At 55.7% G+C, this 24,225-nt stretch carries 20 protein-coding genes and 1 other RNA gene; 12 read left to right on the top strand and 9 right to left on the bottom strand.

The annotated features are described in order from the left end of the window. Window positions 1-13: 13 nt before the first annotated feature. The 8 genes from tdcD to garL all read right to left on the bottom strand — a co-directional run bounded on the left by tdcD (window position 14) and on the right by garL (window position 8,567). Window positions 14-1,222, bottom strand: a complete 1,209-nt coding sequence (gene tdcD / locus CU081_RS07135) for a propionate kinase (RefSeq protein WP_022651900.1) — start codon at window positions 1,220-1,222, stop codon at window positions 14-16. A gap of 30 nt (window positions 1,223-1,252) precedes the next feature. Continuing rightward, window positions 1,253-2,584 (bottom strand): threonine/serine transporter TdcC, encoded by a 1,332-nt coding sequence (gene tdcC, locus CU081_RS07130; protein WP_003862666.1) that lies wholly within the window; start codon window positions 2,582-2,584, stop codon window positions 1,253-1,255. 10 nt (window positions 2,585-2,594) lie between these two features. Beyond that, window positions 2,595-3,584: a bifunctional threonine ammonia-lyase/L-serine ammonia-lyase TdcB gene (gene tdcB / locus CU081_RS07125; protein WP_022651901.1), complete on the bottom strand. Its 990-nt coding sequence runs from the start codon at window positions 3,582-3,584 to the stop codon at window positions 2,595-2,597. A gap of 96 nt (window positions 3,585-3,680) precedes the next feature. Continuing rightward, complete coding sequence (gene tdcA / locus CU081_RS07120) at window positions 3,681-4,601, bottom strand: transcriptional regulator TdcA (RefSeq protein ID WP_003862670.1); 921 nt, start codon at window positions 4,599-4,601, stop codon at window positions 3,681-3,683. Between the two features lie 672 nt (window positions 4,602-5,273). Beyond that, window positions 5,274-5,650, bottom strand: an RNA gene (gene rnpB / locus CU081_RS07115) — RNase P RNA component class A. A gap of 32 nt (window positions 5,651-5,682) precedes the next feature. Further along, window positions 5,683-6,828, bottom strand: coding sequence for a glycerate 2-kinase (gene garK / locus CU081_RS07110; RefSeq protein WP_058647451.1), 1,146 nt, complete (start codon window positions 6,826-6,828; stop codon window positions 5,683-5,685). Window positions 6,829-6,884: 56 nt separating this feature from the next. Beyond that, window positions 6,885-7,775: a 2-hydroxy-3-oxopropionate reductase gene (gene garR, locus CU081_RS07105; protein ID WP_022651903.1), complete on the bottom strand. Its 891-nt coding sequence runs from the start codon at window positions 7,773-7,775 to the stop codon at window positions 6,885-6,887. 21 nt (window positions 7,776-7,796) lie between these two features. Next, window positions 7,797-8,567, bottom strand: coding sequence for a 2-dehydro-3-deoxyglucarate aldolase (gene garL / locus CU081_RS07100; protein WP_003862676.1), 771 nt, complete (start codon window positions 8,565-8,567; stop codon window positions 7,797-7,799). A gap of 367 nt (window positions 8,568-8,934) precedes the next feature. Between garL and garD the strand changes: the two genes are divergently transcribed. Further along, a complete protein-coding gene (garD, locus tag CU081_RS07095) occupies window positions 8,935-10,506 on the top strand; it encodes a galactarate dehydratase (protein ID WP_003862678.1) in 1,572 nt (523 codons plus the stop codon). 541 nt (window positions 10,507-11,047) lie between these two features. Here garD and CU081_RS07090 read toward each other — a convergent pair. Then, window positions 11,048-11,851, bottom strand: a complete 804-nt coding sequence (locus tag CU081_RS07090) for a DeoR family transcriptional regulator (RefSeq protein WP_003861724.1) — start codon at window positions 11,849-11,851, stop codon at window positions 11,048-11,050. A 239-nt stretch (window positions 11,852-12,090) separates the two neighbouring features. Between CU081_RS07090 and kbaZ the strand changes: the two genes are divergently transcribed. From kbaZ to CU081_RS07030, 11 genes are all read left to right on the top strand, one after another. Further along, on the top strand, window positions 12,091-13,398 hold the full coding sequence (gene kbaZ / locus CU081_RS07080) for a tagatose-bisphosphate aldolase subunit KbaZ (RefSeq protein ID WP_032634278.1): 1,308 nt from the start codon (window positions 12,091-12,093) through the stop codon (window positions 13,396-13,398). 19 nt (window positions 13,399-13,417) lie between these two features. Beyond that, the gene (gene agaV / locus CU081_RS07075; RefSeq protein ID WP_003861728.1) at window positions 13,418-13,891 is read left to right on the top strand and encodes a PTS N-acetylgalactosamine transporter subunit IIB; all 474 of its coding nucleotides are present in this window, start codon (window positions 13,418-13,420) and stop codon (window positions 13,889-13,891) included. Between the two features lie 10 nt (window positions 13,892-13,901). After that, window positions 13,902-14,681: a PTS N-acetylgalactosamine transporter subunit IIC gene (gene agaW, locus CU081_RS07070; RefSeq protein ID WP_003861730.1), complete on the top strand. Its 780-nt coding sequence runs from the start codon at window positions 13,902-13,904 to the stop codon at window positions 14,679-14,681. Continuing rightward, the gene (gene agaE, locus CU081_RS07065) at window positions 14,671-15,549 is read left to right on the top strand and encodes a PTS N-acetylgalactosamine transporter subunit IID (protein WP_022651905.1); all 879 of its coding nucleotides are present in this window, start codon (window positions 14,671-14,673) and stop codon (window positions 15,547-15,549) included. The genes agaW and agaE overlap by 11 nt, the downstream gene beginning before the upstream one ends. A gap of 17 nt (window positions 15,550-15,566) precedes the next feature. After that, entirely contained in the window at window positions 15,567-16,001 is a 435-nt protein-coding gene (agaF, locus tag CU081_RS07060; protein WP_003861734.1) for a PTS galactosamine/N-acetylgalactosamine transporter subunit IIA, read from the top strand. Then, the gene (gene nagA, locus CU081_RS07055; RefSeq protein WP_022651906.1) at window positions 15,998-17,131 is read left to right on the top strand and encodes an N-acetylglucosamine-6-phosphate deacetylase; all 1,134 of its coding nucleotides are present in this window, start codon (window positions 15,998-16,000) and stop codon (window positions 17,129-17,131) included. The genes agaF and nagA overlap by 4 nt, the downstream gene beginning before the upstream one ends. A gap of 246 nt (window positions 17,132-17,377) precedes the next feature. Next, the gene (locus tag CU081_RS07050) at window positions 17,378-18,520 is read left to right on the top strand and encodes an SIS domain-containing protein (RefSeq protein WP_003861737.1); all 1,143 of its coding nucleotides are present in this window, start codon (window positions 17,378-17,380) and stop codon (window positions 18,518-18,520) included. A gap of 12 nt (window positions 18,521-18,532) precedes the next feature. Next, on the top strand, window positions 18,533-19,405 hold the full coding sequence (gene kbaY / locus CU081_RS07045) for a tagatose-bisphosphate aldolase subunit KbaY (protein WP_022651907.1): 873 nt from the start codon (window positions 18,533-18,535) through the stop codon (window positions 19,403-19,405). A gap of 117 nt (window positions 19,406-19,522) precedes the next feature. Continuing rightward, window positions 19,523-21,094 carry a maltose/glucose-specific PTS transporter subunit IIBC gene (gene malX, locus CU081_RS07040; protein ID WP_003861742.1) on the top strand — a complete coding sequence of 524 codons (1,572 nt, stop codon included), beginning with the start codon at window positions 19,523-19,525 and terminating at the stop codon, window positions 21,092-21,094. Window positions 21,095-21,106: 12 nt separating this feature from the next. After that, window positions 21,107-22,279 carry a MalY/PatB family protein gene (locus CU081_RS07035; RefSeq protein WP_022651908.1) on the top strand — a complete coding sequence of 391 codons (1,173 nt, stop codon included), beginning with the start codon at window positions 21,107-21,109 and terminating at the stop codon, window positions 22,277-22,279. Between the two features lie 16 nt (window positions 22,280-22,295). Further along, window positions 22,296-24,185, top strand: a complete 1,890-nt coding sequence (locus CU081_RS07030) for an enterotoxin (protein ID WP_023323780.1) — start codon at window positions 22,296-22,298, stop codon at window positions 24,183-24,185. The last annotated feature ends 40 nt before the right edge of the window (window positions 24,186-24,225 follow it).

The raw sequence follows: 24,225 nt of genomic DNA, 5'->3' as shown, positions 1-24,225 counted from the left end.
GATTCTCGCTTTATCAGGCGTAAGCCGCAGCCGGAGTAACCTTCCCAAGACGGAGGGCGTCCAGCGCGATCATTTTTTCTTCATTGGTAGGGATCACCGCGCAGGCCGCGCGGGACGACTCGGTGGAGATCACGCGCTCGCCCGCGCTGCCCGGCAGGGCATTTTTGGACTCGTCGAGGATGATGCCAAACACCTTCAGATGCTCCGCCACCAGCGCGCGGATAAGCACGGAGTTCTCACCGATCCCGCCGGTAAACACCACGCCATCCAGACGGTGCAGGGACGCGGCATGACCGGCGATATGCCGCGCAATCCGGTGGACAAAGGTCTTTATTGCCAGCCGCGCCCGCTCGTTGCCGTCATGCCAGGCTTTCTCCAGCGCGCGCAAATCGGAGGAGATACCGGAGATCCCCAGCAGCCCGGACTCTTTGTTGACCACGCGCTCCAGATCCTCGAACGACTGGCCGGTCTGCCGGGCAATCCACGCCATCGCGCCAAAATCCACGTCTCCGCAGCGCGTGCCCATCACTAGTCCTTCAAGCGGCGTCATCCCCATGGACGTGTCCACGCTTACGCCGTTACGCACCGCGCAGATGGACGCCCCGTTGCCGAGATGGGCAATCACCAGGCCGCTGTCATCGGGAGAGAGCCCGAAAAGCGCGTGCGCCTGCGCCGACACATAGCGGTGAGAGGTGCCATGGAAACCGTAGCGGCGCACGCCCAGCTCTTCAAAATAGCGGTACGGCAAGCCGTACAGATACGCCTGCGGCGGCATGGTCTGGTGGAAGCTGGTATCAAATACCGCCACCTGCTGCACGCCGGGGAACAGGCGCTCGGCGGCTTCCACGCCGCTCAGGTTGGCGTAGTTATGCAGCGGCGCCAGCGGGGAGACCTGGCGGATCTGCGCCATCACCTCTTCCGTGATCAGGGTCGACTCGCTGAAGAGGTCACCGCCGTGGGCAATGCGATGGCCAATCAAAGCCACGCTGCCCATCAGGTTGCGTTTCTCCAGCTCCAGGGCGATGGCAGCCAGCGCCCCTTCGTAGTCCTGGTGAGCCAGTCTGACCGGCTCACCCCCATTCACGGAAATAAAGGCTTTTTCTGTGTTGATGCCGTCCGCAATGCCCGTCATCAGGGCATCGCAGCTTGCGGCGTCCAGCACCGAGAACTTAACAGAGGACGATCCGCAGTTAATGACCAGTACTACCGGAAACTCAATCATGGTATGGCTCCGCTCTTCCTGAGCTTTGGTTTAAAACAGTTTGTACACGATGTTCAGAATGGTCAGCAGGCCGACCACGGTTACGAAGATGTTCTCGGTCCGGCCTTTGTATTTCGCCAGCGCCGGTGCCTTGCGGATGGCGTACATCGGCAGCAGGCACAGCAGAGAGGCGATAATTGGCGCGCCCATGGCTTCAATGAGGTCCAGAATGTTCGGGTTGGCGTAGGCCACAATCCAGGTGGAGCCCATGATGAAGACCATGCTGATGGTGTTCAGCTTGCCGACGGAGACGTTCTTCTTGTCGCCCTTGTAGCCGAACTTGATGATCAGGCCGTTCAGCCCCTCCAGCGTGCCCAGATAGTGGCCGAAGAAGGATTTAAAGATAGCGACCAGCGCGATGATGGACGCGCCGTACTCCAGCACGGTGGCGAACGTGGATTTACTGCCTGACATCGACGCGAAGTGGTTCGCCAGGTAAGAGAGCACCGGAATGTTCTGCGCTTTGGCGTCCGCCATGTTCTGCGGAGAGAGTGTAAACAGGCAGCTAAAGGCGAAGAACATCACCACCGCCACCATCAGCAGGCTGGCGCGACCGATGATTTTGGAACATTTCTGCTCGGTAAACTCTTTCCCGAACTCCGGTTCGTACTCTTCGCGCTTGGAGACCACAAACGAGGAGACGATAGGCGAGAAGTTGAAGGAGAAGACCATGATGGAGATCCCCAGCCACACCGTGACCAGAATGCCGTCATGACCGGTGAAGGCGATATCGCTCAGGTTAACCTGGTCGATCACCGCCGAGTTCCAGTACGGGATCAGCGAGAGAGAAATCAACACCAGGCTGGCGATGAACGGGAACACCAGGTAGCTCATCACTTTCACCATCAGGTCTTTACCGAACCAGATAACAAAGGCCATCAGCAGCAGCAGGAACAGCGCCACCACGCCGCGGTTCAGGGCGGGCATCTGGAGCTGGTTTTCCCAGAAGGTCATAAAGGTGTTGGTAATGGTGACGCCGTAAATCCACAGCAGCGGGCAAATGGCAAAGAAGTAGAGGAAGGTGATTACCACCCCGCCGGTCTTACCAAAATGCTCCTCCACCGTTTCGGTGATGTTGCCGGAGACGTTACTGCCGGACAAACACAGACGCGCCAGCGCGCGGTGGCAGTAAAAGGCAATCGGGAACGCGAGTACCAGCATCAGCAGGATGGGGATCAAGCCGCCAAAGCCTGCACGGATAGGGAAGAACAGCACGCCTGCGCCAATGGCGGTACCAAACAGGCCGAGCGTCCAGGTGGTATCAGATTTACGCCAGGAGGACGTTTTTGTCTGGCCAACGATAATGCTTTCTGTGTTGCTCATAAGTCATCCTTTATGCGTCAACGAAGCCGGTAATTTGGGAAACACGGGAGAGATCGATATTGCCGCCGGAAATAATGCAGACGGTTTTACGGCCCTGGATATAGTGGTCCAGCTTGCCGCTTAATAACGCCGCGCACGCCAGTGCGCCAGCACCTTCCGTGACCACTTTATTTCGCTGAATAAGCGCGATCATGCTGTTGCGAATCTCGTCTTCGCTGACCAGCACAATGTCATCGACTAATTCACGAACAATTTCGAAGGTTAAATTACCCGGGCGAGACACATCGCAACCGTCTGCTAATGTGCCGGTAATGCGGTGGTTCGTTATTTCACCGGCCTGATACGATGCCGCCATTCCATGCACGTTTTCAGACTGCACGCCGATAATATTGATAGTTGGGTTGATGGATTTAATTGCTGTCGCAATACCGGCAATTAAACCGCCGCCGCCGATGGGGACAATCACGTTATCCACGTCATATAAATCTTCGAGGATCTCCAGGCCGATGGTGCCCTGACCGGCGATCACTTTCGGATCGTCGTAAGGCGGGATAAAAATGCGCCCTTCCATCTCGACTATTTCGCTCACTTTGGCGATGGTGTCGTTAAAGTTCTCGCCGTGTAGCACCACTTCGGCAGAGTAGTCGCGCGTGGCGGCAACCTTGGATTTCGGCGCGCCCATCGGCATCACTACTTTGCCGTCGATGCCGAGCATGGCGCAGGAGAGAGAGACCCCCTGCGCGTGGTTCCCTGCGGAACAGGCCACCACGCCCTTGCGTTTTTCCGCATCGGTCAGCGAGCTTAATTTATTAAACGCCCCACGTATTTTAAACGAACCGGTACGCTGCATATTTTCAAATTTCAGGAATATCTCACCCTTACACCGTTCGCTCAGATAATTTGAGCGCGGCATACCGGTTTTATAGATCTTTCCCGCCAGTCTTTTTCTGGCGTCCTGAATATCTTCAATGGTCACCGGGAGATCGTAAGTAATGTGCATAATATCCTCGTTATAATAATTCATTGTTTTCAGGCAAAGTCAGGGTAACAGAGCGTTAAAAAGCGTCGCTCCGGGTGTTTTAAATCATCATTATTTCTATCGTCGTTTTTCGGTATTCATCGACGAATATTGTTTTGCCAGTTCCACTAATACTGACGCCGATTTTTTAATACTGTAATTTTTTGACCACACGGCGGCATAACGCGCCACGGGTAATTCATCTTCCACCGGCAGGACAATGAACTGGTCCGAGCCGAATGGCGCAATCATGTCACGGGGGATCACCGTCAGGTAATCGGCATTGAGGACAAGGTTATAGATGGTGACGACGGAATCGGTCTGGACGATGTTTTCAATGCTGATGTGGTTGTCTTGCAGGGTGGTCAGAAGTTCGTTGTAGTAGCCCATATCGGTTTGCGGCATCACCCACTGCTCGTGCGTGAGCGATGCCAGTCTGGTCGGGCCGGTGCACGTTCGTGATTTACTCGCCACCAGCACAAACTCGGATTCAAACAGTGGCTCAACGTGAAGATCCTGAAGCTGCATCCCGTCGCTCAGCGTACCGATGGCGAAATCCAGCCGGCCATCGCGAATGGCGGGCAGGAATGAAGAGAGCTGCGCTTCATACATTGAGACGCGTGCCTTCGGGAACACTTCCTTGAATTTTTTGATCATCCCGGACAGGAAGGTGAAGCCAATCAGCGAGGGATAGCCGAAGGAGACGTCCATGACGGTACTGAAACTGAGGCTGTTGATCTCGCTCACCATGTTTTTCATTTCGCGGGTGATCGACTCAGCGTAGGACAGCAGCACCTGACCGGCAGCAGTGAGTTTTACGCCGGTGTTTTTACGCACCATCACTTCCACCCCAAAGTAAGATTCGATGTCGCTGATGATTTTGCTGACGGCAGGTTGCGTCAGCCCCAGTTGTCTTGCAGCAGAACCTATGGAGCCACTTTTGATGACTTCCTGAAATACCACGAGGTGCTGAGTTTTCGGTAGAATAATAGTATTCATAATATTCTGCGCTTATTTCCCTATGACGCAGCGGATTCTACCCAATATTGTTTCAGGGGGTATGTGCTGTTACTCACAATTTGCCAGGACGCTCTGTTTTCAGCCGCACCAGAAAACTATTTATATCTTTATAAATCAAAGATTTATCACAATAAAAATACACATTTACGCTGACATTGATCAATAAAAAACGCGGTAATAAATTTATTTTATGGCAATAACCAGCGTGAATTTTTTTGCCTTAAAAATATTAATAAAGGCTATCTTTCAGGCAATTAAAGGTTAATAAAACACCATTATTCCTTTAAAACATTTTTGTGGTTTATCAACTTTACCAGGAGTATTTATTCACTTTCCGGTTAAAGAGTGGGATATATCACACATTCACCAGAAGAATGTTTTTAGATTCAATATTAAATTATCAAATGAATAACATTCGGCATCACTGACTAAACATTTACAACATCTGCTCAACACTAAATTTTTCTAATTTTATAGCGTTAAATTTTGTGATTACGATCATGCGCAGCAGATGAGAGGAACACGCAACCGAACAAATAGTGAAACGTGCTTAGCGTCGCAAAATTGGGAATTGATGTCGTTTGGCGCTTCGCTTACCCGACCTGCAACCTTCAGAAAGCAAAAACCCCGCCGAAGCGGGGTTTCGTAAGAAGTTGAAGCTGACCGATAAGCCGGGTTCTGTCGTGGACAGTCATTCATCTAGGCCAGCAATCGCTCACTGGCTCAAGCAGCCTACCCGGGTTCAGTACGGGCCGTACCATGTGAACCCCTATTTGGCCTTGCTCCGGGTGGAGTTTACCGTGCCACGGACTGTTACCAGCCGCGCGGTGCGCTCTTACCGCACCCTTTCACCCTTACCTGATCCCGCTTGCGCGGGCCATCGGCGGTTTGCTCTCTGTTGCACTGGTCGTGGGTTTCCCCCCCAGGCGTTACCTGGCACCCTGCCCTGTGGAGCCCGGACTTTCCTCCCCTCCGCCCGTCTCCCCCGAAAGGGACGACGACGAAGCGGCGACTGTCTGGTCAGCTTCGGCGCGCAGTATAGAGGGTTTGCGCGTCGCTGTCACCCCTGGCTACGCATGCCTACCTGCAATGTGGCCGCGATATTCCGCGAGGCGCGGTAAATGTTGTCATACGCGCCCTGGAACGCCTCTTCCAGTGAGCCGATGCGGGTCAGTACGCTGTACACCGCATCGATGCCGTACTGATGCACCACACCCACATCCTGCGTCAGACTTCCGGCAATCCCTATCACTGGCTTATGGTATTTTTTGGCGACGCTCGCCACGCCGACGGGCACTTTGCCATTTATGCTCTGGCTGTCGATGCGCCCTTCCCCCGTCAGCACCCACGTGCAGTCGTGAATATGTTCTTCAAGATTGAGCGCCTGAGTGACAATCTCAATGCCGCTTTTCAGCTCTGCGCCCAGGAAGGCCATCAGCGCCGCGCCCATGCCGCCCGCGGCGCCAGCCCCCGGAACCCGGTTGACGTCAATGCGCAGCGTTTTTTTGATCACTTCGGCATAGTGGCTAAGACTGGCGTCGAGTTCGAGGATCATCTCCTTCGTGGCGCCTTTTTGCGGTCCAAAGATACGCGACGCGCCGCTTTCACCGACCAGCGGATTCGTCACGTCACAGGCGACACGGATTGCGCACCCCTGAAGACGCGGATCGAGATCCGAAATATCAATCCGGTTAAGCGCCATCAGGCTGCCGCCGCCGTAGCCGATCTCCGTCCCGTTCGCATCCGTAAACTTCGCGCCCAGCGCCTGCATCATGCCTGCGCCCCCATCGTTGGTTGCGCTCCCGCCGATACCGATAATGATGTTGCGCGCGCCTTTATCCAGCGCGCGGAGGATCAGCTCCCCCGTCCCGCGCGACGTCGTGACCAGCGGGTTACGCTGCGCGGGAGGAACAAGCACCAGGCCGCTGGCGGCGGCCATCTCGATAAACGCGGTGGTACCGTCGCCCGAGATCCCCCAGCTGGCCTTCACCTTTTCCCCTAACGGGCCGGTGACGACAGCCTGCTGCCAGGTGCCCTGCGTAGCGGCGATCATCGCTTCAACCGTACCTTCTCCGCCGTCAGCAACGGGAACAGACACGTAATGAGCGTAGGGGAAAATTTCCCGAAATCCTTTTTCTATCGCCTGCGCCACCTCAGTGGCAGACAGGCTTTCTTTATAAGAGTCTGGCGCGATTACGATTTTCATAGTTGTATGCCTGAGCCGTAGGCCCGGTAAGCGTAACGCCACCGGGCGGGACGTCATTAGCGAGCAATTTCAACCTTCGCCAGCTTTTCGTAATAGCACGCTAACGCGCTGTGATCGGCGGTGCCCAGACCATCCGCACGCAGCGCCTGCATCATCTCCATGACGGCGGCAGTCAGCGGCAGCTGCGCCCCCACGCCGTGGGAGGTATCCAGCGCATTCGCCAGATCCTTAATGTGCAGATCGATGCGGAAGCCCGGCCTGAAGTTACGATCCATCACCATCGGCGCCTTGGCATCCAGCACGGTGCTGCCCGCAAGACCACCGCGAATGGCCTGATAGACCAGCTCCGGATTAACGCCCGCTTTGGTGGCCAGCGTTAGCGCCTCCGACATAGCCGCGATGTTCAACGCCACAATCACCTGGTTTGCCAGCTTGGTGACGTTGCCTGCGCCAATTTCACCGGTGTGCACCACGGAGCCGGCCATGGCTTTCATCAGGTCGTAATATTTGTCAAACACGGCTTTATCGCCCCCCACCATCACCGACAGGGTGCCGTCGATGGCTTTCGGTTCGCCGCCGCTGACCGGCGCATCCAGCATCTCCACGCCCTTCGCTTTCAGCGCCTCGCTGATTTCGCGGCTTGCCAGCGGTGCGATAGAACTCATGTCGATCACCACCAGACCCGGCTTCGCGCCATCGATAATGCCGTTCTCACCCAGCGCCACCTCTTTCACGTGCGGTGAGTTTGGCAGCATGGTGATAATCACGTCGCACTGCTCAGCAATTGCTTTTGCGGTTGTCGCCGTTTCTGCGCCAGCCGCAATCACCTCTGCCACTGCGTCTGAATTACGATCTAAAACCACCAGTGAGTAACCTGCTTTGATGAGGTTTTTGCTCATTGGTTTGCCCATGATACCCAGGCCAATAAAACCCACTTTCAGCGTCATAATCTGTTTCCTCAATGATGGTTATTTTTTAAAAGCGTCCGCTAATTTCTGCGTGGCGGCGCGGAATACGCCGAGGTCGCTGCCGACGGCAACAAACGTTGCGCCCCATTCCAGGTAACGGCGGGCATCGGCTTCCACTGGCGCCAGAATGCCGCACGGTTTACCGTGCGCTTTGGCACGGGCAAAAATGTGCTGAATTGCGCGCTGCACATCCGGATGGCTGGCGTTACCCAGATGACCAAAGGCGGCCGCCAGATCGCTCGGGCCGACGAAAATGCCGTCTACCCCCTCCGTCGCGGCAATAGCGTCGACGTTATCGACCCCCTGCTGGCTCTCGATCTGAACCAGAATGGTGATGTTCTTGTTGGACTGGGCGAAATAGTCCGGCACGGTGCCAAACATGTTGGCGCGGTGCGAGACGGACACGCCGCGGATCCCTTCCGGTGGATAGCGGGTCGCCGCCACGGCCAGCACCGCTTCTTCTTCCGTTTCAACAAACGGGATCAGGAAGTTGTAGAAGCCGATATCCAGCAGACGCTTGATGATCACCGGCTCGTTGGTGGGCACACGCACCACCGGCGCGCTGTGGCTGCCTTTCAGCGCCATCAGCTGCGGAATAAACGTGTTGATATCGTTTGGCGCATGTTCGCCGTCCAGCACCAGCCAGTCGAACCCGGCCAGGCCCAGCACTTCGGTGCTGATGGGGTTGGCCAGCGCAGACCAGCAGCCAATCTGAATCTGGTGCGCCGCGAGGGCCGCTTTAAATTTATTCGGGAAGATGTCGTTACTCATTACTTATACCTTTTTTAATTCCGCAGTTTTAGCCAGTAACTTTTCTTATTTATTCCGACTCAGCGTCAGCGTTATATTTATTTTCCTGACTGAATTTTGGCGTTATAAAATCGTCATTCAGTATAATCGTCACCACCCGGCAGCACATTGTCTCAATGCTCAATTATCCAGCGGGAGTAACACGCTATTTTGAGCATTTGCCCAATGCAGTGGGCGCTGATGCACAGAATCAACGATTAGTGTTTCGGGAGCGATCGCGATCACATTCTCACTTTTCCTCTCCTGACATTCTTTATTTCCTCAATAAGAAACGATTAACCATCTGGCTATATTTAGTATCAGATATTTTGCTGGAGAAGAGTGAACAATGGCCGATATTGAAATTCGACAGGCGTCGCCGACGGCGTTCTATATAAAAGTGCACGATACTGATAACGTGGCGATTATTGTCAACGACAATGGCTTAAAAGCTGGCACCCGCTTTCCGGATGGCCTGGAGCTGATTGAGCACATTCCGCAGGGGCATAAAGTCGCACTGGTCGATATCCCGGCTCACGGTGAAATCGTGCGCTACGGCGAAGTCATCGGCTATGCGGTGCGCGCTATCCCGCAGGGTAGCTGGATTGAGGAGTCGCTGGTTGAGCTGCCCACCGCCCCGCCGCTGGAGACGTTGCCGCTGGCTACCCGCGTCCCTGAGCCGTTGCCTCCGCTGGAGGGTTATACCTTCGAAGGTTACCGCAATGCGGATGGCAGCGTGGGAACCAAAAACCTGCTTGGCATCACCACCAGCGTGCATTGCGTGGCGGGCGTAGTGGATTACGTTGTGAAAATTATTGAGCGCGATCTGTTGCCGAAATACCCCAACGTTGACGGCGTGGTGGGTCTTAACCACCTGTACGGCTGCGGCGTGGCGATCAACGCGCCGGCAGCGGTCGTGCCGATCCGTACGATTCACAATATCGCCCTTAACCCAAACTTTGGCGGTGAGGTAATGGTGATTGGTCTCGGCTGTGAAAAATTGCAGCCAGAACGCCTGTTGCAGGGTACTGAGGATGTGAAAGCCATTCCGGTTGACGATGCCAGTGTTGTGCGTCTTCAGGATGAACACCATGTCGGCTTCAGATCGATGGTCGACGACATTTTACAGGTGGCAGAGCGCCATCTGGAGAAGTTGAACAAACGCCAGCGTGAAACCTGCCCGGCCTCTGAACTGGTCGTTGGGACACAGTGTGGCGGCAGCGATGCGTTTTCCGGCGTCACCGCTAACCCGGCGGTAGGTTATGCCTCCGATCTGTTCGTGCGCTGCGGCGCCACGGTGATGTTCTCCGAAGTCACCGAAGTACGTGATGCTATCCACCTGCTCACGCCGCGCGCCGTCAACGAAGAGGTGGGCAAACGCCTGCTGGAGGAAATGGCCTGGTACGATAACTATCTCGACATGGGCAAAACTGACCGCAGCGCCAACCCGTCTCCGGGTAACAAGAAAGGCGGCCTCGCGAACGTGGTGGAAAAGGCCCTCGGGTCGATTGCCAAATCCGGCCAGAGCGCGATTGTGGAAGTGCTCTCCCCTGGCCAGCGACCAACCAAACGCGGCCTGATTTACGCGGCAACGCCTGCCAGTGATTTCGTTTGCGGCACCCAGCAGGTGGCTTCCGGCATTACGGTACAGGTCTTTACCACCGGGCGCGGCACGCCGTACGGCCTGATGGCGGTACCGGTGATCAAAATGGCGACCCGCACCGAGCTGGCAAACCGCTGGTATGACTTAATGGATATCAACGCGGGCACCATCGCCACCGGGGAAGAGAGTATTGAAGAGGTGGGCTGGAAGCTGTTCCACTTCATTCTGGATGTGGCAAGCGGGCGGAAGAAAACCTTCTCCGATCAATGGGGATTGCATAACTCGCTGGCGGTGTTTAACCCGGCGCCGGTGACGTGATTGTCCCTCACCCTGCCCTCTCCCCACCGGGGAGAGGGTAAAAAACCGCACCGAGCAGTCCCCTCTCCCCTATGGGGCTGAGGGTTCCCCACAAAATAATGCCTGCACAGACGGCCCCCTCTCCCTTGAGGGAGAGGGCTGGGGTGAGGGGAAACATACGGCTCTGGTGGTCATTCCGTTCACTTTATGTTCCTTGCTACTCTGTCACGACATGACCGGTGAACGTGCCAGGGTGGCTCAGTCGCCACCACCCTGGCGACCCGGGCTTCCGGCGGAAAATCGCCGCTTCGCGGTGCCTTCGGCTTATTCCTTCCGGCTTATCGGGGACGGGCGGAGGTAACATCCCTGTAAAGCCCGCCCTCTCGGCGCATCCCTGCGCCTCGCCCCGGCCTACAGGAAACGCCTCAGCGATTTACAGCCGGACCGAGGCATCGCTGAAAGCCCTCAGTTATTCTGAGGCAACGTTATAGTTTTTGCTTTCAAATTACTGGGGAACCCTCTCCCCTATGGGGAGAGGGTTAGGGTGAGGGGAAAAGCCTCTTTAGACCAGCACCACATCGATCCCGCTTTTGCGTAACCCTTCCAGGCTTTCCGCCGGAATGCCTTCATCAACAATAATCATGTCGATTCGCTGAGTATCAATGATTTTATGCAGGCTTGAACGGTTAAACTTGCTGGAGTCAGTGACAACGATAATACGCTCCGCCACCTCGCACATTTTGCGGTTCAGACGGGCTTCATCCTCGTTGTGCGTACTCACCCCCCGGTCGAGATCGATGGCATCGACGCCCAGGAACAGCAGGTCAAAATGGTAATTCTGTAAGGACTGCTCCGCCTGGTCGCCGTAGAAGGACTGTGACTGACGGCGCAAATGCCCGCCGGTCATCAGCAGCTCTACGCCTTCCGCTTCCAGTAGCGCGTTTGCCACGTTCATCCCGTTGGTCATGGCAATGACATCGGTGTGCTGGCGCAGCATGCGGGCAATTTCAAAGGTTGTGGTGCCGGAGTCCAGAATAATGCGGTGACCCGGCTTCACCAGTTCAACCGCCGCCTGCGCGATACTGCGCTTCACTGCCGTATTAAGGGAACTTTTGTCCTCAACGGATGGCTCCACGCCGGGGGCATTGCCTTCGCAAATCAGCGCGCCGCCGTAAGCGCGAACGGCAATCCCCTGCTTTTCCAGAAAGGCCAGATCGTTACGGATCGTCACCGTCGACACACCGAATAAAAGAGAAAGATCGTTAACCTGCACGCTTCCCTGCGCCCGCAACCGCTGAATGATCTGCTCTCGCCTTTCACTGGTGCCGGTGATGCGCTTCTCTGCGGATGAATCGGTGCTGCTCATACGAGCTCCTTAGTAAATAAACTTTCGTTTCATTTCGTTTTTCTTATTAACGCCTTTCTTTTGAGGGAATGCAAGCCCTGTATGGGAGGCGGACGCAAGCTTAATCGCCGCTGAAACCTTTCATTATGTTTCTTTTGTGAAACAGATCGGAAAACTATTATCTTTCGTTTTATTTTTACATCACCATAATGCAGTATCAAATGAAACAAAACGAAAGATGAATGCCAACACCATCCGAAATGGAGAGGAAAGTGAAACATCTGACAGAAATGGTGGAACAACATAAACGGGGGAATACAAACGGGATTTATGCCGTCTGTTCCGCACATCCACTGGTACTTGAAGCTGCAATACGTTACGCCCATTCACAACAGACGCCTCTGCTGATTGAAGCCACCTCAAACCAGGTGGATCAGTTTGGCGGCTATACCGGTATGACGCCCGCCGATTTTTATGGGTTTGTCTGCAAGCTGGCGGGATCCCTCGGTTTCCCCACCTCACAGCTGATCCTTGGCGGCGATCATTTAGGTCCAAACCGCTGGCAAAACCTGCCAGCTTTGCAGGCGATGGCGAACGCCGACGATCTGATCAGAAGCTACGTGGCGGCCGGATTTAAAAAAATTCACCTCGATTGCAGCATGTCCTGCGAAGACGACCCGGTTCCTTTAACCGATGCAATCGTTGCCGGGCGTGCCGCTCGGCTGGCTAAAATTGCCGAAACCACCTGTCTCGAGCAATTTGGCGTAGCCGATCTGGTCTACGTTATCGGCACGGAAGTTCCGGTTCCCGGTGGGGCACACGAGACGCTGACCGAGCTTGAGGTCACCACGCCAGAGGCGGCACGCGCCACGCTTGAGGCACACCGCCACGCATTCGAGAAGGAAGGGTTAAGCGACATCTGGCCGCGCATTATTGGCCTGGTCGTTCAGCCTGGCGTTGAGTTCGACCATGCGCACGTTTGTGACTATCAACCGCATAAAGCCGTCGCGCTGAGCAAGATGGTTGAAGCCTACGACACGCTGGTATTTGAAGCACACTCTACCGATTACCAGACGCCGCAGGCGCTGCGCCAGTTGGTGAAAGATCACTTCGCCATTCTGAAAGTCGGCCCTGCGCTAACCTTCGCGCTGCGCGAAGCGCTGTTCTCACTGGCAGCAATTGAAGAAGAGCTGCTGCCGGCAAAAGCCTGCTCAGGGCTGCGTCACGTCCTGGAAAACGTGATGCTCGATCGCCCGGAATACTGGCAAAGCCACTATCACGGCGACGGCAATGCCCGTCGCCTGGCCCGCGGTTACAGCTATTCCGACCGCGTGCGCTATTACTGGCCAGACAGCCAGATTGACGACGCCTTTGAGCGGCTGGTACGCAACCTGGCGGATGAACCGATCCCGCTGCCGCTGATCAGCCAGTATCTGCCGTTGCAGTACAGCAAAGTTCGCGATGGCGCTCTCAGCTCCACACCACGGGAACTCATCCTCGACCACATTCAGGACATACTCCATCAGTACCATGCCGCCTGCGAAGGCGTAACGACTCAACACGCATAATTAAAAAGAGGAAAACGCTATGCCAAACATTGTCTTATGCCGCATTGATGAACGCCTGATCCACGGTCAGGTGGGCGTACAGTGGGTGGGGTTTGCGGGGGCGAACCTGGTGCTGGTGGCAAATGACGAGGTTGCAGACGATCCGGTTCAGCAAAACCTGATGGAGATGGTGCTTGCGGAAGGCATCGCCGTGCGTTTCTGGTCTCTGCAAAAAGTGATCGACAACATTCATCGCGCCGCCGACCGGCAGAAAATTCTGCTGGTCTGTAAAACACCGGCTGATTTTTTAACGCTGGTCGAGGGCGGCGTGCCCATCACCCGTATTAACGTCGGAAATATGCATTACGCCAGTGGCAAACAGCAAATTGCCAAAACGGTATCTGTAGACGCGAACGATATCGCCGCGTTTAACGGCCTGAAGGCGGCCGGAGTGGAATGCTTCGTTCAGGGCGTTCCAACAGAGACTGCTTTGGATCTCTTTAAACTGCTCTGAGGGATTCACAATGGAAATCAGTCTGTTGCAGGCTTTCGCGCTGGGGCTTCTCGCCTTTATAGCGGGCCTGGATATGTTTAACGGCTTAACACACATGCACCGTCCAGTGGTGCTCGGGCCACTGGTTGGCCTGATTCTGGGCGATTTGCACACCGGAATTCTGACCGGCGGTACGTTAGAACTGGTCTGGATGGGACTCGCGCCGCTGGCGGGCGCGCAGCCGCCAAACGTGATTATCGGCACCATCGTTGGCACCACATTTGCCATTACTACAGGCGTGAAGCCGGATGTCGCCGTTGGGGTCGCCGTGCCGTTTGCCGTGGCGGTTCAGATGGGGATCACCTTCCTCTTCTCGGTGATGTCCGGCGTGATGTCCCGCTGCGATCGCATGGCGGCTAACGCAGACACCCGTGGTATTGAACGGGTCAACTATCTTGCACTGCTGGCGCTCGGCGTCTTCTACTTCCTGTGCGCATTTCTGCCCATCTACTTCGGCGCTGAACATGCGAAAACCGCCATTGACGTGCTGCCGGAACGTCTGATCGACGGTCTCGGCGTCGCGGGCGGCATCATGCCAGCGATCGGCTTCGCCGTGCTACTGAAGATCATGATGAAAAACGTTTACATCCCTTACTTCATTATCGGCTTTGTCGCCGCGGCCTGGCTGAAACTCCCGGTGCTGGCGATTGCCGCGGCTGCACTGGCGATGGCGCTGATCGACCTGCTGCGCAAATCGCCTGAACCCACGGCGCCTGCGGCCCAGAAAGAGGAATTTGAAGATGGCATCTAATCACACCACCCTGCCGGGCGTGTCTGAAAGTGAAGAGACACTGCTGACCGGCGTGAATGAAAACGTCTACGAAGATCAGAGTATTGGCGCTGAGCTAACGAAAAAGGATATTAACCGTGTCGCCTGGCGTTCCATGCTGCTACAGGCCTCGTTTAACTACGAGCGTATGCAGGCCTCCGGCTGGCTGTATGGGCTACTGCCCGCGCTGAAAAAGATCCACACCAATAAGCGGGACCTGGCGCGCGCCATGAAAGGCCATATGGGCTTCTTTAACACCCACCCGTTTCTGGTGACCTTCGTCATCGGCATTATTCTGGCAATGGAGCGTTCCAAGCAGGATGTGAACAGCATCCAGAGCACTAAAATTGCCGTTGGCGCACCGCTCGGTGGCATTGGTGACGCCATGTTCTGGCTGACCCTGCTGCCCATTTGCGGGGGGATTGGCGCCAGCCTGGCGCTACAGGGATCCATTCTTGGCGCCGTTGTCTTTATCGTTCTGTTTAACGTGGTGCATCTCGGCCTGCGTTTTGGTCTGGCGCACTATGCCTACCGAATGGGTGTCGCCGCGATCCCGCTGATCAAGGCCAACACCAAAAAGGTTGGTCATGCTGCGTCCATTGTCGGAATGACAGTGATTGGCGCGCTGGTGGCAACCTATGTGCGCCTGAATACCACACTCGAGATTAAAGCCGGGGACGCGGTCGTCAAACTGCAAACCGATGTGATCGACAAACTGATGCCCGCCTTTCTGCCACTGGTCTACACCCTGATCATGTTCTGGCTGGTACGCCGTGGCTGGAGCCCACTGCGCCTGATTGGTATCACCGTGGTGCTGGGCGTTGTCGGTAAATTCTGTCACTTCCTGTAAAAAGCAAAGAGGTTGCGATGTTAGGCATTATTTTGACGGGTCACGGCGGTTTTGCCAGCGGCCTGCAACAGGCGATGAAGCAAATCCTCGGCGAACAGCCGCAGTTTATCGCCATCGATTTTCCGGAAAGCTCCACCACTGCGCGGCTGACCGCGCAGCTTGAGCAGGCAGTGAATGAACTGGATGCAGAGCACGATATCGTGTTTCTCACCGATCTTCTCGGCGGTACGCCGTTTCGTGTGGCCTCTACCCTCGCGATGCAGCGCCCCGGCAGCGAAGTGATTACCGGCACCAATCTCCAGCTTTTGCTGGAGATGGTTCTGGAGCGCGACGGATTAAGCAGTGAAGCCTTTCGTTTGCAGGCGCTGGAGTGCGGCCATCGCGGCCTGACCAGCCTGGTGGATGAACTTGCACGCTGTCGCGAGGAAGCGCCCGCCGAGGAAGGGATATGAGCCAGCTGCTGCGCGCGCGTCGTCTGCTTACCGGGCAAGGCTGGCTGGATGACCATCAGCTGCGTATGGATAGAGGCGTCATCACCGCCATCGAGCCGATTCCGGCAGGGGTTAACACCCGCGAGGCAGACCTGCTTTGCCCGGCATACATTGATATCCACGTCCACGGCGGCGCGGGTGTGGATGTGATGGATGATGCCCCCGACGTGCTGGACCGGTTAGCCTTACATAAAGCGCGTGAAGGCGTAGGGGCGTTTCTGCCTACCACCGTCACCGCTTCGCTGGAGGCGATCCATGGCGCGTTACGGCGCATTGCCCGGCGCTGTCATGCCGGTGGCCCCGGCGCGCAGCTCCTGGGCAGCTATCTGGAAGGCCCGTACTTTACACCGCAGAACAAAGGGGCGCACCCGCCAGAACTGTTTCGCGAGCTGGATCTCGCGGAACTTGATGAGCTGATTGCGGTTTCGCAGAACACGCTGCGGGTGGTGGCGCTTGCTCCGGAAAAAGTGGATGCCCTGAAGGCGATCCATCACCTCAAGCAAAAAGGGATACGCGTCATGCTGGGCCACAGCGCCGCTACATACGCGCAAACCCTGGCCGCATTTGATGCAGGCGCAGACGGGCTGGTGCACTGCTACAACGGCATGACGGGATTACACCACCGGGAGCCGGGCATGGTTGGCGCCGGGCTTACGGACCCACGCGCGTGGCTGGAGCTTATTGCCGACGGGCATCACGTTCATCCTGGAGCCATGCGGCTATGTTGTTGCTGCGCGAAGGATCGTACGGTGCTGATTACCGATGCCATGCAGGCGGCGGGTATGCCTGATGGGGGCTATACGTTGTGTGGTGAAAGTGTCGAGATGCAGGGCGGCGTTGTTCGCACGGCCTCGGGCGGGCTGGCGGGCAGCACGCTCGCGCTGGATGCCGCCGTGCGGAATATGGTGGAGCATACGGGGGTCGCCCCAGAAAACGCTATCCATATGGCCTCGCTGCATCCCGCCCGTCTGCTCGGTATGGATCACCTGCTGGGATCGTTAGCACCAGGCAAACGCGCCAATATTATTGCGCTCGATGCGGGTTTACACCTCCGGCAGATCTGGATCCAGGGTCAGGCTCTTTCCCTGTAGCCCCTTCACAGTGTGCTCTGTTGGCCTTACGGAAGACGATCGTAAGGCCTTTCTTTTCCTTTCCTTGATCTTCGCCTTTCCTTTCGCGATCACACTTTTCGTTTTATTTCTTTTTTGCCATTGAACTTTCGATTTCTTTTCTATAGATTTTCTTTAACTGCTAAAGTGAACAAGTGAAACGAAACGAAAGATAGCGACACATTTGCCAGCGTCTGATGTGGAATTCACACGACTAAGGACTGAGTTATGCCACAAACCACTACCACCACCGGCACCTGGACCGAAAAAGAGATCCGCCAGCAGCCAGCCAGCTGGCTTCGCTCGCTCAACAATATTGATAATCTGCGCGCGTCGATCGACAGTTTTCTGACGCCACTGTTGCGCAAGCCCGATCTGCGGATCGTTCTGACCGGCGCGGGTACGTCTGCTTTTATCGGCGACATCATTGCGCCATGGCTTGCCAGCCACACGAGAAAAAATATCACCGCGATACCTACGACCGATCTGGTCACCAACCCGATGGATTACTTCAGCCCTGCGCACCCGCTGCTGCTGGTCTCTTTCGCCCGTTCTGGCAATAGCCCGGAGAGCGTCGCTGCCGTTGAGCTGGCGAATCAGTTTGTTCCGGAGTGCTACCACCTGTCGATCACCTGTAATGAAGCGGGCAGCCTGTATCAGAATGCCGTCGACAGCGATAACGCCTGCGCTCTGCTCATGCCAGCCGAAACGCACGATCGCGGGTTCGCGATGACAAGCAGCATCACCACCATGATGGCGAGCTGCCTGGCGGTATTCGCACCGGAAACGATCAACAGCAAAACGTTCCGCGACGTGTCCGATCGCTGTCAGGCGATCCTCACGTCGCTTGGCGATTTCAGCCCCGGCGTCTTTGGTAACGAACCGTGGAAACGCATTGTTTATCTGGGCAGCGGTGGATTACAGGGCGCCGCACGGGAGTCAGCGTTGAAGGTGCTGGAGCTGACCGCCGGCAAGCTGGCGGCATTCTACGATTCGCCAACGGGTTTCCGTCACGGGCCTAAGTCGCTGGTGGACAACGAAACGCTGGTCGTCGTGTTTGTCTCCAGCCATCCGTACACGCGTCAGTACGATCTGGATCTGCTCGCCGAGCTGCGACGCGATCGTCAGGCTATGCGCGTGGTAGCCATTGCAGCCGAAACGGATCCGGTCATTGAAGCTGGCCCGCATATCCTGCTGCCGCCTTCCCGTTCATTTAACGATATGGAGCAGGCGTTCTGCTTCCTGATGTACGCCCAGGTCTTCGCACTGACCCAGTCTCTGCACGTTGGCAATACGCCGGATACGCCATCCGCCAGCGGTACGGTTAACCGTGTGGTCCAGGGCGTCGTTATTCATCCGTGGCAGGCTTAAGAGGACAGGCTCATGAGTATTATTTCTACCAAATATCTTTTGCAGGACGCACAGGCGAAGGGCTATGCCGTTCCGGCCTTTAACATCCATAACGCCGAGACGATCCAGGCGATCCTCGAAGTCTGTAGCGAAATGCGATCGCCGGTGATCCTCGCGGGTACGCCGGGGACGTTTAAACATATTGCGCTGGAAGAGATTTACGCCTTGTGCAGCGCGTATTCCCTTACTTATGACATGCCGCTGGCGCTACACCTCGATCACCACGAATCGCTGGACGACATTCGCCGCAAAGTCCATGCCGGCGTACGTAGCGCAATGATCGACGGTAGCCATTACCCCTTCGAACAAAACGTCAAGCTGGTGAAATCGGTCGTCGATTTCTGCCACCTCAACGACTGTAGCGTCGAGGCCGAACTGGGCCGACTGGGTGGGGTGGAAGATGACATGAGCGTCGACGCCGAAAGCGCGTTCCTGACCGACCCGCAGGAAGCAAAACGCTTTGTCGAACTGACAGGCGTGGACAGCCTCGCCGTCGCCATCGGTACCGCGCACGGTCTCTATACCAAACGCCCAAAAATCGACTTCCAGCGGCTGGCCGAGATCCGCGAGGTAGTGACAGTGCCGCTGGTGCTGCATGGTGCAAGCGATGTGCCGGATGAGGATGTGCGCCGCACCATTGAGCTGGGCGTCTGCAAAGTTAACGTCGCAACAGAGCTGAAAATCGCCTTCTCTGACGCAGTCAAAGCCTGGTTTGCCAAGAACCCACAGGGCAACGATCCGCGCTTCTACATGCGCGTCGGCATGGATGCCATGAAAGAGGTGGTCAGAAGCAAAATCACCGTTTGCGGCTCGGCGAACCGGCTGCTGCTTCCGGCTGAAGCCTGAACCCATCGCGCATAACGCTAGTACCTAAAAAAATAACTATAAGCCTCGCAAATATGAAGGCGCGTCCTTAAGCCGGACAGCGCCTTCCATTATCCTAAAAATCCGAGGAGTCCCTACATGACACAGGAAAAGTCGTTTAAATCGAAAGCGTGGGAGTTTTTCCAGAGCCTGGGAAAGACGTTTATGTTCCCGGTCTCGCTGTTGGCCTTTATGGGGTTGTTGTTAGGTATCGGTAGTTCTGTCACCAGCCCTTCCACCATCAAAAGTTTTCCCTTTCTGGGCGGCGAGTTAACGCAGCTCACCTTTGGTTTTATCGCCATGGTCGGCGGCTTTGCTTTTACCTATCTGCCGCTGATGTTTGCCATGGCGATCCCGATGGGCCTTGCCAGACGTAATAAAGCGGTGGGCGCTTTTGCCGGATTCGTTGGCTACATGCTGATGAACATGAGCATCAACTACTACCTGACCGCCACCCACCAGCTTGCGGATGCCGCCACCATGAGACAGGTGGGACAATCCATCGTGCTTGGTATTCAAACGCTGGAGATGGGCGTGCTCGGCGGCATTGTGGTAGGGGTGATCACCTACTTCCTGCACGAACGCTTCCAGGACACGGTGCTGCACGACGCGTTTGCCTTCTTTAGCGGCATTCGTTTTGTACCGATTGTTACCGCCCTCACCCTGTCGCTGGTCGGCTTGTTCATCCCCCTGCTGTGGGAATATGTGGCAATGGGCATTGCCGGGATTGGTCATATCATCCAGAGCACCAGCGTCTTTGGGCCGTTCCTGTATGGCGTGGGCGTACTGCTGCTCAAACCTTTTGGCCTGCACCACATCCTGCTGGCGATGGTGCGCTTCACCCCGGCGGGCGGCATTGAGATGGTTAACGGCCAGGAAGTGGCCGGTGCGCTGAACATTTTCTACGCCGAGCTGAAAGCCGGCCTGCCGTTTAGCCCGCACGTTACGGCATTTTTATCGCAAGGGTTTATGCCGACCTTTATCTTCGGCCTGCCTGCTGTGGCTTACGCTATCTACCGCACCGCGCGTCCGGAAAACCGTCCGGTGATTAAAGGGCTGCTGCTTTCTGGCGTGCTGGTTTCAGTTGTCACGGGTATTTCAGAGCCGATTGAGTTCCTGTTCCTGTTTATTGCCCCTGTGCTTTACGCGTTTCATATCGTTATGTCTGGCCTGGCGCTGATGGTGATGGCGCTTCTCGGCGTCACTATCGGCAACACCGACGGCGGCATTCTGGATCTGCTGATCTTCGGCGTCATGCAGGGGATGTCGACCAAATGGTATCTGCTGTTCCCGGTGGGTATGGCCTGGTTTGCTATCTACTTCTTCGTCTTCCGCTGGTACATCCTCAGGCACGATATTAAAACGCCGGGCCGTGAGGTTGACGCGCAGGGTGCGCTCCAGGCGGTGGAAGCCAATACCCGGGCACGTGGAAAATCAAAATACGATCATGGGCTTATTCTTCGCGCGCTTGGCGGTAAAGAGAATATTGAGTCGCTCGACAACTGCATCACCCGCTTACGTCTGGTGGTGAAAGATATGGGGCTTATCGACCAGCAGGCGCTGAAGGCCGCGGGCGCCTTGTCAGTCGTGGTGCTTGATGCCCACAGCGTTCAGGTGATCATCGGCCCGCAGGTGCAGAGCGTCAAATCCGGCATTGAAGCCTTAATTTAACAGGGGGACGTTGTGTTTGATTTCGACAGAATCATTGAGCGTAAAAGCGATAAATGCCGTAAATGGGATCATGCGTTTGTGTGCTCGCGTTTCGGTGATGTCCCGGAGGGATTTATCCCGCTGTGGATAGCAGACATGGATTTCACCTCGCCACCCGCCGTGATTGAAGGCTTCCAGCGCATCGTGGAGCATGGCACCTTCGGTTACACCTGGTGCTTCGACGAATTCTACGATGCGGTCATCGCCTTCCAGCGCACCCGTCATCAGGTTGAGGTGCATAAGTCATGGATCACCCTGACCTACGGCACCGTTTCCACGCTGCACTATACGGTTCAGGCGTTCTGCAAACCCGGCGACTGCGTGATGATGAACACCCCGGTGTATGACCCATTTGCGATGGCGACACAGCGACAGGGCGTGCGGGTGCTTGCAAATCCGCTGAGCGTGAAGGAAAACCGCTATCACCTGGATTTTAATCTGATTGAAGTTCATCTCAAAACTCACCGTCCAAAACTGTGGTTCTTCTGCTCGCCGCATAACCCTTCGGGCCGAATCTGGCGCGCGGATGAGATACGCCAGGTGTCCGATCTCTGTAAGCGCTACGGCACGATTCTGGTCGTTGATGAGGTTCACGCCGAGCACATTCTGGACGGTACATTCGTCAGCTGTCTGACTTCGGGCTGTGCCGCCCAGGACAACCTGATTGTGCTGACCTCCCCCAATAAAGCGTTCAACCTTGGCGGGCTAAAAACATCCTACTCGATAATTCCAGACGATTCGCTGCGCCAGCGTTTCCGCCAGCAGCTGGAGAAGAACTCCATTACCTCGCCCAATATCTTCGCCGTGTGGGGAATTATTCTGGCCTATCAGCAGGGTCTGCCATGGCTCGACGCGCTGAATGGTTATCTGCGCGGCAATGCCCGCTACCTTGCGGATGCCATCCAGACCCACTTCCCTGCATGGAAGATGATGAACCCGGAGTCGTCATATCTCGCCTGGATAGACGTCAGTGCGGACGATCGCAGTGCGACGGCGCTAACCCAACATTTCGCCAAACAGGCTGGCGTGGTCATCGAAGATGGCAGCCACTACGTACAAAACGGCGAAAACTACCTGCGTATTAACTTCGGCACCCAGCGCTACTGGCTGGAACAGTCCATCAACCGAATGCTGAAGCATTACTGATAAGGATCTTACCCCGATGAAAAAAATGCTCACTCTCTCGCTGCTGGCTCTCTGCGTTTCTCATGGCGCGGCGGCAGCAAACTACGCGCTCAGTAACGACAATATTGCCCTTTCGTTTGATGATGCAAATGCAACGGTAGTAGTAACGGACAGCAAATCTAACCATCCGCTCACGCCCCAGGAGCTGTTCTTTCTGACGCTGCCGGATGAAACAAAAATCCACACCGCTGATTTCAAAATCAAGCACGTCGAAAAGCAGGACAATGCGATAGTCATCGACTTTACGCATCCGGATTTTAACGTAACGGTGAAACTGAACCTGGTGAAGGGAAAATACGCCAGCATCGGCTACACCATCGCCGCCGTCGGGCAGCCGCGGGACGTAGCGAAAATTACCTTCTTCCCGACGAAGAAGCAGTCTCAGGCACCTTACGTTGACGGGGCGATTAACAGCTCGCCAATCGTGGCCGACTCGTTCTTCATCCTGCCAGACAAACCGATTGTGAATACTTACGCTTATGAAGCCACCACGAACCTCAACGTGGAGCTGAAAACGCCAATTCTGCCTGAGACACCGGTTAGTTTTACCACCTGGTTCGGCACTTTCCCGGAAACTAATCAGCTGCGCCGCAGCGTAAACCAGTTTATCGATGCCGTGCGTCCGCGGCCTTATAAGCCTTATCTGCACTACAACAGCTGGATGGACATCGGTTTCTTTACCCCTTACTCCGAGCAGGATGTCATTGGGCGGATGGACGAATGGAATAAAGAATTTATTGCCGGACGCGGGGTGGCGCTGGACGCGTTCCTGCTGGACGATGGCTGGGACGATCGCACCGGACGCTGGCTTTTTGGCCCGGCATTCAGCAACGGTTTTGGCAAAGTCAGGGAAAAAGCCGACAGCCTGCACAGCTCGGTTGGGCTGTGGCTTTCTCCGTGGGGCGGATACAACAAGCCGCGCGATATTCGCGTCTCGCATGCAAAAGAGTATGGTTTTGAAACCGTAGACGGCAAGCTGGCGCTGTCGGGGCCGAACTATTTTAAAAACTTTAACGATCAGATCATTAAGCTGATCAAAAACGAGCACATTACCTCGTTCAAGCTCGACGGAATGGGTAACGCCAATTCGCATATCAAGGGCAGCCCATTTGCATCGGATTTTGACGCATCCATTGCCCTGCTGCACAACATGCGCAGCGCAAACCCGAACCTGTTTATCAACCTGACCACCGGCACCGACGCCAGCCCGTCCTGGCTGTTCTATGCTGATTCAATCTGGCGTCAGGGCGATGATATCAACCTGTACGGCCCCGGCACGCCAGTGCAGCAGTGGATGACCTACCGCGATGCCGAAACCTGGCGATCCATCGTGCGCAAAGGTCCTCTGTTCCCGCTGAACTCACTGATGTACCACGGGATCGTCAGCGCAGAGAACGCTTACTATGGACTCGAGAAAGTGCAAACAGACAGCGATTTTGCCGATCAGGTCTGGAGCTACTTCGCAACCGGAACTCAGCTTCAGGAGCTGTACATCACGCCGTCCATGCTGAATAAGGCGAAGTGGGATACCCTGGCGCAGGCGGCGAAATGGTCGCGTGAGAATGCCAGCGTGCTGGTGGATACTCACTGGATTGGCGGTGACCCAACTTCGCTTCAGGTTTACGGCTGGGCCTCATGGAGTAAAGACAAAGCGATTTTTGGCCTACGCAACCCGTCGGATAAGCCGCAACGTTACTACCTGGATTTAACCAAAGATTTTGAGATCCCGGCAGGAGAGCGTTCGCAGTTTACCCTGAAAGCCGTGTACGGCAGTAATTCGACCGTACCAGAGGAGTATAAAAACGCTGTGGTAATTACGCTGCAACCGCTGGAAACGCTGGTATTTGAGGCGATGCCGGGGAAATAGTGAGGCTCTGACACGGTGTAGGCCGGGTAAGGCGAAGCCG

It is taken from the genome of Enterobacter sp. CRENT-193 (assembly GCF_002787395.1).
In the GTDB taxonomy this organism is placed as follows: domain Bacteria; phylum Pseudomonadota; class Gammaproteobacteria; order Enterobacterales; family Enterobacteriaceae; genus Enterobacter; species Enterobacter hormaechei_C.
Note: the sequence above shows the minus strand (reverse complement) of the source record. Positions and strands in the feature narration are given on the sequence as shown.